Annotated in this window: 9 protein-coding genes; all 9 read right to left on the bottom strand. The window is 39.3% G+C overall.

The features are described from left to right. Positions 1-18: 18 nt before the first annotated feature. Positions 19-1,857 (bottom strand): B12-binding domain-containing radical SAM protein, encoded by a 1,839-nt coding sequence (locus tag KH364_RS03020; protein WP_273298542.1) that lies wholly within the window; start codon positions 1,855-1,857, stop codon positions 19-21. Between the two features lie 63 nt (positions 1,858-1,920). After that, positions 1,921-2,337 carry a hypothetical protein gene (locus KH364_RS03015; RefSeq protein WP_009351350.1) on the bottom strand — a complete coding sequence of 139 codons (417 nt, stop codon included), beginning with the start codon at positions 2,335-2,337 and terminating at the stop codon, positions 1,921-1,923. 168 nt (positions 2,338-2,505) lie between these two features. After that, positions 2,506-3,954: an Asp-tRNA(Asn)/Glu-tRNA(Gln) amidotransferase subunit GatB gene (gene gatB, locus KH364_RS03010; RefSeq protein WP_273298539.1), complete on the bottom strand. Its 1,449-nt coding sequence runs from the start codon at positions 3,952-3,954 to the stop codon at positions 2,506-2,508. Further along, positions 3,951-5,411, bottom strand: a complete 1,461-nt coding sequence (gene gatA, locus KH364_RS03005) for an Asp-tRNA(Asn)/Glu-tRNA(Gln) amidotransferase subunit GatA (RefSeq protein ID WP_105081201.1) — start codon at positions 5,409-5,411, stop codon at positions 3,951-3,953. The genes gatB and gatA overlap by 4 nt, the downstream gene beginning before the upstream one ends. A gap of 11 nt (positions 5,412-5,422) precedes the next feature. Then, positions 5,423-5,713: an Asp-tRNA(Asn)/Glu-tRNA(Gln) amidotransferase subunit GatC gene (gene gatC, locus KH364_RS03000; protein ID WP_054747600.1), complete on the bottom strand. Its 291-nt coding sequence runs from the start codon at positions 5,711-5,713 to the stop codon at positions 5,423-5,425. Between the two features lie 75 nt (positions 5,714-5,788). Beyond that, on the bottom strand, positions 5,789-7,792 hold the full coding sequence (gene ligA, locus KH364_RS02995) for an NAD-dependent DNA ligase LigA (RefSeq protein WP_009351357.1): 2,004 nt from the start codon (positions 7,790-7,792) through the stop codon (positions 5,789-5,791). A gap of 81 nt (positions 7,793-7,873) precedes the next feature. After that, positions 7,874-10,063, bottom strand: coding sequence for a DNA helicase PcrA (gene pcrA, locus KH364_RS02990; RefSeq protein ID WP_009351371.1), 2,190 nt, complete (start codon positions 10,061-10,063; stop codon positions 7,874-7,876). Between the two features lie 178 nt (positions 10,064-10,241). After that, the gene (locus tag KH364_RS02985) at positions 10,242-11,183 is read right to left on the bottom strand and encodes a manganese-dependent inorganic pyrophosphatase (protein ID WP_009351320.1); all 942 of its coding nucleotides are present in this window, start codon (positions 11,181-11,183) and stop codon (positions 10,242-10,244) included. A 156-nt stretch (positions 11,184-11,339) separates the two neighbouring features. Continuing rightward, positions 11,340-14,522: a multidrug efflux RND transporter permease subunit gene (locus tag KH364_RS02980; protein ID WP_273298534.1), complete on the bottom strand. Its 3,183-nt coding sequence runs from the start codon at positions 14,520-14,522 to the stop codon at positions 11,340-11,342. Between the last annotated feature and the right edge of the window lie 9 nt (positions 14,523-14,531).

Here is a 14,531-nt window from a genome sequence, read left to right as displayed (position 1 = left end):
AATCATCGCTTGTGAAATTTAACAAGCCTCTATTTCAGAACGTATAAAAGGTTTTACCTCTTTATTAACGTCGATAACGACTGTAAATGGTGCATTAGGTACATTCTCTATACCTAATACATGTGCCGTGTCTTCAGACATTGGCATTTCCACATATTGTTGGCGAATCTTACGCCATTCTTTGAAGGTATAGTTTGGAATATACTGAGATGCAATCTCTTCGTTGCGCCAGAATGATTCTCCTTCTTGTAAAAGTTCCTTTGTCTGCTTCGGCAAACCAACGGCTTCGCTCCGAACCTTACCACGATAACTTACAAGAGTATCGTACTGTAGTAATTCAGCCGCCACATTATCGCCCTTAGACAAGAAGAAATTATATAAGAACTCGATTTGATCAATGTCTTTTAAATTAACCTTATGATTTCCAGAATCAAGCCAAGCCTGTGTCATTTCACAGAAATAAGAAAAGGCATCTTTTTTAGGCTCCACTTTAGAAGGATCATACTTTTTCATAGGTGGTATATGATTTGTTGCTGCATCTTCACCAGTTATAGATGTGTCAGTATGTTCCTTTATGAGCTTGCTACCAATATAGCCAAAGACGGTTCTAAAACGCTCACTATTATAGAAGCGTTCAAATACATCTTCAAAGTACTTTAAGAAGCGTATATCTTTATAAGGTAATACATGAGTAGTGAGTACCTCATATGGCGCTAAAGGATCACTAATATATTGGTATTCCTCCATGCGGCGTACACCAGATCCTTTAAGTAATTTCAAGAATCCTATTTGCAGCGCATGAGGTTGTAAACTAAATAAATCATTGAAGGATAATCCAAATCGCGCTTTATTTTCGTAAGGTAAGCCTACAATTAGATCCATATGTACATGTGTGCGGCCCGCCTCAATAATAGGACGAATTGCCTTTTGAATATACGGCCAATCGTTATATCGGTTAATAGCATCTAAGGTTTTCTTATGAGTACTTTGTACACCCACTTCGATTTGAATACGCCCTGGTGGTGTTTCACAGAGAATAGTTGTTTCCCATTCCGTCATGAGCTCAGGTTCCATTTCTAAATGGAAGTTAGTCTCTGTATCAGCATCACGCATAAATTCCATCAATGGACGATGATGATGTGGTGCACAATTAAAAGTGCGATCCACAAATTTAACTTGCTTTACCTTATGGTCGATAAACCATTGTAATTCTTTTAATGTTCTTTCTTGTGGAAAGAATCGAACCGTATTTTTGTTGCCAGATAAACAATACTGACAGGAGAATGGACATCCTCGAGAGGATTCATAGTAGATGATTTTATGTTCTAAATCGACCATATCTTCTTCCACGTATGGGAACGGTATAGTACTTAGATCCTTTACCTCTACTGTTTCAGTAGAGCCCATAAGCTGGCCCGAAATATGGCGGCCACGAACGCCAGCAATTTCCTCTGTAAGGCCATCCTTGCCATTTGTTAGTTCGCTAATGAGTTTATAAAAGGCTTCTTCCCCTTCGCCTTGTACAACATAATCTACAGCATGGCAACGATTTAGAATTTCATCAGCAGTGAAAGATACCTCTGGACCGCCTAAGATAATTTTAATATCTGGTCGAACTGCTTTTACCATGGCCACCACATGTAAGGTCATTTCAATATTCCAGATATAGCAAGCAAAGCCCAATACATCTATATTGCGCTCTGTAATATCGCTAAGAATATGTAAAACAGGCATATTAATAGTATATTCTACTATATCGTATGCCTGTCCGTGAGCCTGCCCATAGGCTTTGAGATAACGCAAAGCCAGGGAGGAATGTATAAATTTTGAGTTTAATGTGGATAAAACTACGTTCATATGTCCCCTTTAAATCATCGAATGGCTCAGCCACCGTCTAGTCATAATATATGTATTATACCATTAAAAGAGCCCAAAGATAAAGGAAACAATAGCACCCACTAAAATGACAACACCTACTACGGATAGGATGATGCCACCAAAGAAAACTACTGCCGCTAATACAACGGCTAAAATGATAATCAAGATGATGCGACTAAGCCAACTGGTACTATTAAAGCTATACACCTTAACTTGCGGCCCATATTGATTATATTGTTCGTAACGTTGACGCTCTTCATCCATATAAGTTGGCGTTGAATCAACGTGCACAGAATCACCTACCTCTTCGATAGTTACCCCATCAAAGTCTCGGCGCTCATCAGCGGATAATACGCGCGTATTAGGTTCAGTAGTTCGCGTGTTGCCGTCAAAACTACTACCTTGTTGACTATTTTTATATGTATTTTGATTGTTATGTATATTCTGTTGATCAGACATAGTTAATTCCTCTATATGACCAAATAATAATTAATTTTATACAACTTATTATATCATATTTTAACTAAAAAAATACAAATAAATATCCCCTATAGATATAAATTCATATATCTATAGGGGATGTATTGTATTGGTATTGTTTATAGCTAATGTATGCTAACGCACAGATTAGTCATTCAAGAATTTTTGAAGTAATTCATTAACCATACCAGGGTTAGCACGGCCTTTAGATTCCTTCATAACTTGACCAACTAAGAAGCCAATAGCTTTGCCATTACCACTCTTGAAGTCTGCCACTGGTTGTGGATTGTTAGCAATCACTTGCTTAACAATTTCTTCAATAGCGCCTGTATCTGTAATTTGAACAAGACCTTCTTCTTTTACGATAGTATCTGCATCCTTGCCGGATTCCCACATGGATACAATAACTTTTTTCGCAATTTTACCAGAAATAGTGCCTTTATCGATAAGGGCAATCATACCAGCTAAGTTTTCAGGGCTTACTTTAGATTCAGCAAATGTTAAGCCATTTTCATTGATCATCTTGGACAAGTCACCAAGCATCCAGTTAGCAACCGTTTTAGGATCTGCACCAGCTTTTACAGTTGCATCTAAGAAGTCTGCAGTCTTACGAGCTACAGTAAGGATCGTTGCATCTTCACGAGGCAAGCCGTATTCAGATACAAAGCGTTCAATTTTAGCATCTTGTAATTCTGGTAATGCACGGCGTTCTTCTTCAATTTTTTCGTCTGTAATTACGATTGGTACCAAATCTGGTTCTGGGAAGTAGCGGTAATCGTTTTCTGCGTCTTTTTTACGCATACCAAGAGTAATGCCTTGAGCATCATCCCATGTACGAGTTTCTTGGTCTACTTTACCACCAGCTTCGATTAATTTTGCTTGACGCAATGCTTCGTACTCGATAGCTTTTTGGATACCAGTTAAGGAATTAACGTTTTTAGTTTCTGTACGTGTACCGAACTCTGTAGTACCACGAAGGCGTACGGATACGTTACAGTCACAACGCAAAGAACCTTCTTCCATACGACCGTCAGATACTTCTAAATATTGCAAAATAGAACGTAACTTTTCAACGTATGCTCTCGCCTCTGCACCGGAACGAATATCTGGTTCAGATACGATTTCAAGAAGAGGTACACCAGTACGATTGTAGTCAACATTAGAAGATTTGGAATCGGAAATAGTGTTGCCACTATGAACGAGCTTACCTGCATCTTCTTCCATATGAATACGCGTAATACCAATGCGTTTAGTTTCACCATTTACTTCGATGTCTAAGTGACCATTCAAGCAAATTGGCAAATCATATTGAGATGTTTGATAGTTTTTAGGCAAATCAGGATAGTAGTAGTTTTTACGGTCAAATTTGTTAAAGTTAAGGATTTCACAGTTCAATGCTAAACCTACTTTAATAGCAAATTCTACTACTTGTTTATTTAACACAGGCATCGCACCAGGTAAGCCAAGGCACACTGGGCATACATGTGTATTTTGATCGCCGCCGAATTCAGTGGTACAACCACAGAAGATTTTAGACTTCGTCTTAAGCTCTGTATGAACCTCTAAACCAACGACTGTTTCGTATTTACTACTCATAGAGAAACCTCCCCAGTTGGTGCTACTAATTGACAGTCTGGACGCGCTTGTTCAAATGTGAAAGCCGCACGTAACAATGTTTCTTCACCCATGGCAGGACCAAGCAATTGCATACCGATTGGCAAATTGCTGCTGCTCATACCTGCTGGAATGCTGATACCTGGGATACCTGCAAGGTTTGCTGGTACTGTACAGATATCTTCTAAGTACATTGCTAATGGATCATTTGCTTTTTCACCAAATTTATAAGACGTATTAGGTGCAGTTGGTGTTAAGATTAAATCCACTTTGGAGAAAGCTTCATCAAATTCATTTTTAATAAGGCGGCGTACTTTCAATGCTTTCAAGTAGTAAGCATCATAGTAACCAGCACTCAATACATAGGTACCTAACAAGATACGACGTTGTACTTCAGGACCAAAACCTTCTGTACGAGTTTTAGTAGACATTTCTACTAAATTGTCAGCAGCAACGCGCATACCATAGCTTACACCGTCATAACGAGCCAAGTTAGAGCTTGCCTCTGCCAATGCGATGATATAGTACGCAGACAAAGCATATTTAGAGTTAGGCAAGGAAACCTCTACGATTTCAGCACCTAATTTTTTATACGTTTCGATAGCCTCTTCCATAGCTTTGCGAACTTCGCTATTGAGACCTTCACCGAAGAATTCTTTAGGCACGCCAATTTTAAGATTTTTTACATCATTTACGAGCGCCGTAGTGTAATCTACACGAGCACCTGGAATAGATGTAGAATCTTTCGCATCATAACCAGAGATTGCATTTAATACTAAAGCAGCATCAGTTACGTCCCGTGTAATAGGGCCAACTTGGTCCAAAGAGGATGCAAAGGCGATAAGGCCATAACGAGATACATTACCGTAAGTTGGTTTCAAACCTACAACGCCACAGAAGGACGCTGGTTGACGGATGGAACCGCCTGTATCAGAGCCAAGAGCCCAAATAGCAGTACTACTTGCTACAGCAGCAGCACTACCACCAGAGGAACCACCTGGTACACAATCAGTATTCCAAGGGTTAGTTGTTTTTGCTAATGCAGAATTCTCTGTAGAGCCACCCATAGCAAATTCGTCCATGTTTAGTTTACCAAGGCTAATATAATGATTATCTTGTAAACGTTCGATAACAGTCGCATTATATGGAGGAACAAAGTTTTCTAACATTTTAGACGCGCATGTTGCAGGCTCGTCTTTAATACAAATATTATCTTTGATGGCACCAGGAATACCTGCTAATGGAGAAATAGCTTCACCTTTAGCAATTAATTCGTCTACAGTTTTAGCTGTAGCTAAAGCGCGGTCATGAGAATCGGATAAGTACGCATGTACAGTCGGTTCCACTTTCGCTTTATGTGCAATGACAGCATTCGTCAATTCAACGGCGCTGATTTCTTTATTCACTAGTTTCTTGTGTAATTCATGAATTGTTGCCACAGCGAAACCTCCTATTCTTGTACAACGCGAGGTACTTTAAAGTACCCATCCTCTGCTTCTGGAGCATTAGATAAAGCTAAATCATGATCGAGGGATGGTTTCATTTCATCCTCTCTAAGCACATTATGCAATGGTACTGCATGGGCCATAGGCTCCACACCATCAAGCTCTAATGCATCTAGTTCAGCAACATAAGACAAGATATCGGACAACTCTTTTTCTACATGTGCCATATGTTCTTCCTTAACTTCCAAGCGTGAAAGCAAGGCGATTTTTTTTATTTCCTCTTGGCTGATTTTCATCGGAACACATCCTTTCATAATTATTTATTATAAAGCAAATAATATATATTTTCAAAACATTATAAGAATGTATATCTATTGGATTTCTCCGAGATTGCGTAAAAGCTCTACAAACTCTTCTTCGTTCATGACGCGAATGCCTAATTCATTGGCTTTCGTAAGCTTACTACCGCTATCTTCACCAGCTACAACAAGTGTAGTTTTCTTTGACACAGAGCCTGTAACCTTTGCCCCATGAGCTTCAAGGATTTTACCGGCTTCACTACGGCCCATAATCTCAAGCTTACCTGTGAGAACAACGATTTCCCCGTCCATTTGATTGCCTGCAGCTTCTACAACATCTACAGTCATCTTGAGGCCAGCTTGTGTTAACCCTTCAATAATAGCCGCATGAGCAGGATCTTGACGATATTCTACGATACTATCAGCCATTGTGGGACCAATCTCTTCCACCGCAACGAGTTCTTCCTTAGTAATAGTCATGAACCGTTCCATAGATTGCACAACATTAGCAATTGTTGCAGCTGCTTTAGAACCAATTAGACGAATACCAAGACCATATAATACGCGGTCTAAACCACGAGATTTAGAATCTCCGATAGCTTTTACTAAGTTCTCTGCAGATTTCTTGCCCATTCGGTCCATGGTAACTAGTTGATCTACCGTTAAATGATATAGATCCACCACATTGGCAATTAGCTTATTATTAATTAAGTTTTCTACAATGCTAGGGCCTAAACCGTCAATATTCATAGCATCTCGAGAGGCAAAGTGAATGATTTGCTCTTTCTCGATAGCAGGACAATGTTTATTCGTACAACGTACAGCCGCTTCTCCTTCGCGACGAACTGTAGGAGATTCGCATACTGGACATGTATTAGGAATTGTGAAAGGCACTTCGGAACCAGTACGTTTTTCAGGAACTACGCGAATAACTTCCGGAATGATTTCTGCTGCCTTGTGAATGATGACATGGTCACCAATGCGGATGTCCTTTTCATTGATAAAGTCTTGATTGTGTAATGTTACACGACTCACATTGGTACCAGACACGAATACAGATTCAAGCTCACCAGTAGGCGTGAGAACGCCTGTACGACCAACATTAATCGTAATATCCTTAAGAATGGTTTCTACCTCTTCAGGAGGATATTTATAGGCAGTAGCCCACTTAGGATCTTTTGCAGTACTGCCAAGTGCCTCTTGATCATCAAAGCTATTTACTTTAATAACCATACCGTCAGTATCATATGGCAAGTCATGGCGTTTTTCTTCCCAATAATTGATAGTTTCAATAACGTCATCAATAGTTTGACACACGCGATAGTGAGGATTTACAGAGAACTTAAAGTTTTCTAAGCTTTTAAGTAACTCCTCTTGACTATGAATACTAGCACCTTCTTCAGAGCCAATAGCATAGGCAAAGAAAGCTAAGTTACGACTTGCTGTAATAGCAGGATCTTGTTGACGCAAAGAGCCTGCCGCAGCATTACGAGGATTCACAAAGGTTGGTAACCCCTCTTCATCACGTTCTTCATTTATGCGTTTAAATTCGCTATGAGGCATATACGCTTCACCGCGAACCTCGATAAACTCTGGTGCATTCTCTAGGTATAAAGGAATGGATTTAATAGTACGTACATTAGCGGTTACATCTTCCCCAACGCGACCGTCACCTCGCGTTACGGCACGTACAAACATGCCATTTTCATAGTGCAAATTGACAGCCAATCCATCAATTTTTAACTCTACTACGTACGCAGATGGCTTATGTCCTAATTCCTTTTCTACGCGACTAGCAAATGCTCGAACTTCATCAGCATTGAATACATTGGAAAGACTCAACATAGGACGTCCATGAACAACCTTTTCAAAGGAGCCTTCCACCTTCATACCTACACGTTGTGTTGGAGAAGATGGCACAATATATTCTGGATGAGCTGTTTCTAAATCTACAAGCTCACGATATTTTTTATCATATTCAAAGTCACTCATCGTAGGAGCATCTTTTACATAGTATAAATACTGTGCATGAGTAAGCTCTTGTTGTAACTCTTTAATTCTATCTTTCGGATTCATATTACATCCCTTTTACTGTGCAGTAACACTCTATACGTTTCTTACAAGCAAGGTAGAGAGGTTAACTGCTATACACAAGTTTTATCCCTTTTTGACAGGTGCAAATTTAGCCATAACCACACGTACACCTTGGGTTGGGAATTCAATAGTCAGCTTCATGCCAGCCCCCTCACCAGCAACGTTGATAACCTTGCCATTGCCCCACTTACTATGAATGGCAGTATCGCCAATCTTCCAGTCAGCAATCACTTCATTGCGAACAATTGGCTTCGTAACTGGTCGACTTGTGACACTCATATGTTGCGGCACATGACGCTTAATATCATCAGGTACTTTACGCTTAGCACGCAAACCATCTACTAACTCTTCAGGAATTTCGTCGATAAAGCGAGATGGTAAATAACTACTTGTACGACCAAATACGGTCCGTGTCGTAGCATTAGAAATATATAATTCCTTCTCTGCCCGTGTAATACCTACGTAAGCTAGACGACGCTCCTCTTCAATCTCCTCAGGGTTCATTAAGGTTCGACTATGTGGGAATAAACCTTCCTCCAAGCCTCCTAAGAATACAATAGGAAATTCCAAACCTTTAGCAGCATGCAATGTCATCAATGTTACCTTAGACTCTTCTTGCTCGAAGGAATCAACATCGTTAACAAGGGCCACTTGTTCTAAGAAATCCTCTACAGTACCAGATGGATTTGTATCTTGGAAGTCTTTAGCTACAGATAAAAGCTCACCGATATTCTCCGCACGTGCTTGATCTTGTGGATCTGTACTTTCTTCCAACTGGGCTAAATAGCCTGTTCTATCTATAATGGACTCTAGAATATCTAGTACTGTTCTGTCTTCCATTTCAGCTACAAGTGTAAAAATAAGAATGCCAAACTCTTCTAACTTTTCTTTTGTCTTACCCTTAATAGAATCTACCAAGTGTAGCTGCGTTAAGGTCATAAATAAAGACGTTCCATTAGCGCGGGCATAGTCCTGTAGTTTGGCCACAGTAGTAGCGCCGATACTTCGTTTAGGGACATTGATAATACGCAATAGACTCAAATCATCAAAAGGATTATATAACACGCGCAAGTACGCTAATACATCCTTGATTTCTTTACGATCGTAGAACTTTGTGCCCCCCACCATTATGTATGGCAAAGCACGTTTGATAAGTGCCTCTTCAAGTACACGAGACTGAGCATTCGTACGATATAAAATGGCCATATCCCCATAAGGAACACCGTGAATATCGTGCTTTTTAGCAATTGTATCGCCGATAAAAGCAGCCTCCTCATGTTCAGATTGGGCCGTAAAGTGCTGAATCTTAGCGCCTTCCGTCTTGTCAGTCCAAAGATTTTTCTTTGGTCGACCTTCATTATTCTCGATAACAGCATTGGCTGCATCAAGGATAATCTTAGTAGAACGATAGTTTTGTTCTAGTTTAATAGATGTGCAGTTCGGATAATCCTTTTCAAAGTCTAAGATATTTTGAATATCTGCACCACGCCAAGCGTAAATACTTTGGTCAGCATCACCTACTACGGCGATGTTCTTCCAATGAGAAGCCAATAATTTAGCCAATAAATATTGAGCATGGTTCGTATCTTGGTACTCGTCGATCATAACGTAACGGAAACGTTTGCTATATTTATCTAAAACAGCCTCATTAGACTGCAATAATTTTACAGCAACCAATAAAAGATCATCAAAATCTAGAGCATTATTCTTACGCAACTCTCGTTCGTAATACTCGTAAACATCGGCCACCTTTTGCTGGTAAAAATCTCTCGCTTGTTTTCTAAAATCAGAAGCAAAAAGCAATTTATTCTTTGCGTCTGAAATGGCTGCTATCATAGCACCTACAGGATAGTATTTGTCATCGAGATTTAATGCTTTTAAAGCCGCCTTAATAACAGCTTGAGAATCAGACGTATCGTAGATAGTAAAGTTACTGTTATACCCTAAGAAATTATTTAACTCAAATCGTAAAAACTTAGCACAAAAGCTATGGAACGTACTGAGCCAAATACGATTAGCTACATCCCCTACTAAACCTTCTACACGGCTTTTCATCTCTTTAGCCGCTTTATTGGTAAAGGTAATGGCTAAAATTTCATAAGGATTGACACCTTGTGCCAACAAATGTGCAATACGAACTGTTAAAACCTTTGTTTTACCAGATCCAGCACCGGCTAAAATCAATAAAGGGCCTTCCGTATGTTGTACGGCTTGTTGTTGCTCTTTATTTAAACCTGTTAATAATGAATTCATCGGAACACCCCAATCGCCCTTACATAATGGTTATAAAAATAACTCAACCAGAGCTTTATGAGCTAAAGCTTTACATATGAAAATAACATTTGTTATAGCTACATATATAACTAAAGTCATTTAAACTCTATACATAGAGAAGAAGAACGTTGCAAGCAACGTTCTTTTCCTTTGTATACTATTTCATAGCACCAAGGATTGGTGGTACGATTTGTTTTTTACGAGACATAGTGTTTGATAAGAATACACCGTTGTCTTTAACTTCTTTTTCGAATGCTTTTGTCACTACCGCTTCTACATCTCCGCTGAATAACAATGTAGTGCTTTCATCAAGAATGTTTGTAATCATGATGTAAGATGCATCGTAGTTGTTAGCGCTGCGAAGAGCTTCTAACGCTTGTACTAATTCACCTTGTTTAGCCAAAACGTCAGTTGTATCCATAACAGAAATTTGACCGATAGAAATCGTTTTACCAGCTTCGGAGAATTCTTTCATATCTGTACGAACGATATCATCATTAGTCAAATCAGAAATATCTGCGCCAGCTTTTAACATATCAAGGCCATAGGACTCGATATCTACACCAGCGATTTCAGCCAATTTGTGAGCCATTTCTTTATCTGTTTCAGTACATGTTGGAGAACGGAATAATACAGTATCAGAAATGATAGCGGATAACATCAAGCCTGCAATAGCTTTAGGGATTTCTTGATTATTTTCCATGTACAATTTAGTAATGATCGTATTGGAGCAACCTACTGGTTCTAAGCGCATGAATACAGGACCATCAGTTTCGAAGTCACCAATGCGGTGATGATCCACAACACCACACATATTCATAGATTTGTAACCATCGATAATTTGTTTAGATTCATTGTGGTCAGTTAAGTACAAGTTGCCACCTTCTGGAGCAAACTCTTCCCAATTTTTAACGATTTGTGGATGTTCAAAACCAAAATGGTTCAAAATATATGTTGTTTCTTTGTTTGCTTCACCTGCACATACTGGAGTTGCTGGTGTACCCATTTGTGTTAACAAATTAGCAAAGGAAATAGCAGAACAAATAGAATCTGTATCAGGGCTTTTATGACCTGCTACATATGTTTTTACATCACTCATAATATACCTCTTTTATTTTTAGTTTCACATTTTATATTGACCTAGGTCAATCCGATTTTTAACTATATTATTATACCATAAAACATACAAAAAAACACGCCACTACTATGTAATGACGTGTTTTTATCATTCCTCATTATCAGCTAATGTAGGAAATTATTCATGGTCTTTTTTACGATTTGTAAACAAACCAGGACCAAGTGTTTCAATGATGATGAACAGCATTGGAATGATAAAGATACCAAACAATGTTGCTGTTGTCATCCCTGCTACTACAGTAATACCCATGGATGTACGAGCACCAGAACCAGCACCAGTAGATACTGCCAATGGCAATACACCAAAGATAAACGCAAAGGATGTCATCAAAATTGGACGTAAACGAATTTTTGCAGCTTCGATAGCGGCATCAACAACGTTCATACCACGTTCGTCAACACGGATCTTAGCGTACTCAATAATCAAAATCGCATTTTTTGCAGCCAAACCAACAAGGGTTAAGAGACCAATCTGCATGTAAATATCATTAGCTAAGGAATATCTGCCTGTAAAGTTCAACAAGAATGGAACTAAAGAAGCACCAATCATACCAGATGGTACGGAGAACAATACGGCAAATGGTACCTTCCAAGATTCATACAAGGCAGCCAAAATTAAGAATACAAATACTAGACCTAAACCAAGAATCATGATGGTTTGAGAACCAGCTTTCAACTCTTCACGAGATTGACCTGCCCAGTCATATGTATAACCGGCTGGTAATGTTTTAGCTGCCGCCTCTTTCAATGCATTAATCGCATCACCAGAGGAGTAACCATTCGCTTGAGAACCACCGATTTGTACAGCCATCGCATTATCAAAACGAGTAATACTAGACGGTGTACCTGTTTGTTCTTTCGTAATATAGTTAGAAACTGGAACCATAAGGCCCTTGCTATTACGAACAGCTAGCATATTAAGCTGTTCCGCATTTTGACGGTAAGCGTCTTCAGCTTGAACTACTACTTTATAGTTTTTACCATATGTAGTAAAGTCATTGACTTGAATACTACCATAGAAACCTTGCAATGTAGTAAAGATATCAGCTAATGCCACGCCATCTTGAGCCGCTTTTTCACGATTCACATCAAATTGTAAGGATGGTGTAGATGTATCAAATGTAGTGTAAATAGATCGAATTGCTGGACTCTTACGAGCTTCTGCTAAGAATTCATTAGCACGTTCCGCCATAACTTGTGGGCTGTCACCAGCTTTGTTAATGAGGTACATGCTGAAACCACCTGTAGAACCTAGACCAGGAATAGATGGTGGGTTCATAGCAATTACAGTTGCTTCTGGTACCTTTTCAGCAGCAAAGCCAAATGTTTGACCAACCATGGCATTAATTGATGTTGCTTGTGTTGTACGATACTTCCAGTCAGACATAGTAGCAAAGATTACACCTGCACTTGATTTTTGACCACCACCTAAGAGATCAAAGCCTGCTACAGTAAATACCTCTTGGAATAATTGCTCATCTTTTGGCTTTTCAGGATCATTTTTACCTTCTAAGAAGGAAGCAATTTTTTCAAGGGTCGCCATAGTACGCTCAGATGTGGCACCTGGCGGCTCATTAACAGCAATCATGTAATAACCGCTATCCTCTTCAGGTACAAAGGATGTAGGCAAGAAGTGGAATACTAAGCCTGTTCCCCCCGCAAAGATAAGCAATGCAATAACGGTTAAGCTCAAACGATGGCTTAAACGAGCCAATTGGATACCATACCAATTGCTGAAACGTTCTAGGCCTGCATTGAATTTATTTAACTGACGATGTACCCAATCTTCACGCTCTTTAGGTGTGTGAGGTTTTAACATCGTAGCACATAGTGCTGGTGTTAATACAAGGGCAACAATCGCAGAAATAACAACAGATACAGCGATTGTTAATGCAAACTGTTTGTAAAGAATACCTGTCATACCACCCATGAAGGCAACTGGTACGAATACAGCTACCAATACAAAGGCGATACCAATTACAGGGCCTTGTACATTTTCCATCGCTTTAATAGCCGCCTCTTTCGGAGGTAAGCCATTATATTTTAATTCATACTCTACCGCTTCTACTACTACGATAGCATCGTCAACAACGAGGCCGATAGCCAATACCATGGCGAATAATGTTAACGTATTGATAGAGAAATCAAGTAATACGAAAGCACCAAATGTACCTAGCAAGGATACTGGAACAGCAATCATAGGAATGATCGTAGATCGCCAAGATTGTAGGAACACATATACTACGATAAGAACGAGTAACAATGCTTCTACAAAGGTATGCTCTACCTCTTTAATGGAAGCACTTACGAATTTAGTATTATCTACAACTACGTTATATTGCATATCTGGTGGGAAAGATTTAGATTGTTCATCTAGTACCTTCTTAACATTCGCAATAGTTTCTAATGCATTCGCATCATTTTGTAAGGAAATAGCAAAACCTGCTACCTCTTTATGTGCGGACTTAGCAATAAAGTCATATCCTTTAGCACCAATTTGAATGCGAGCAACATCTTTTAGATGCAATACCTTACCATTAGAGCTTTTAATAGCAATATTACCAAATTGTTCAGGTGTTACAAGACGACCTTCAATTTTGATAGGGTATTGAAATGCTTGTTCCCCATTAGTAGGATTTTGACCAACTGTACCTGCAGCAGCCTGTAAGTTTTGTCCCTTAATAGCTGCTGTTACTTCAGAAATGGTAACACCAAGATTTTGCATCTTCGCTGGATCTAACCAAATGCGCATAGCATAATCAGAACCGAACTCTTGTACAGAACCGACACCCTTAATGGCTTTAATAGCATCCATCATATAGTTGGTAGCATAGTTCTTTAAGAATGTAGAATCATAAGTACCATCAGGTGAGTTCAAGGAAAATACCATAGCCATATCACCAGAAGATTTAGTAGTTGTAACACCAACTGCTTGTACCTCTGCAGGTAATTGAGCAAGTGCTGCTTGTACACGGTTTTGTGTATTAACCGTATCCATATCGGCATCTGTGCCTTGATTGAACTGAACAGTCAAAGAGTAACTACCATTACTAGAGCTACTAGATGTCATATAGTCCATATCTTGTACGCCTACGATTTGTGTTTCAATAACACTGGCTACCGTATCATTAACAACTTGAGCCGTTGCACCTGTATAGGCAGTGTTTACACGAACTGTAGGTGGAGAAATTTGTGGATATCGAGCTATCGGAAGGTTCATCATAGAAATGAGACCTACCAAGGTAATAACAATGGCTATTACAATGGCAAAGATAGGTCGATTAATAAAGAATTTCGACACGATCTAGCC

Source organism: Veillonella sp. oral taxon 158, assembly GCF_018376515.1.
Lineage (GTDB): Bacteria > Bacillota > Negativicutes > Veillonellales > Veillonellaceae > Veillonella > Veillonella rogosae.
Note: the sequence above shows the minus strand (reverse complement) of the source record. Positions and strands in the feature narration are given on the sequence as shown.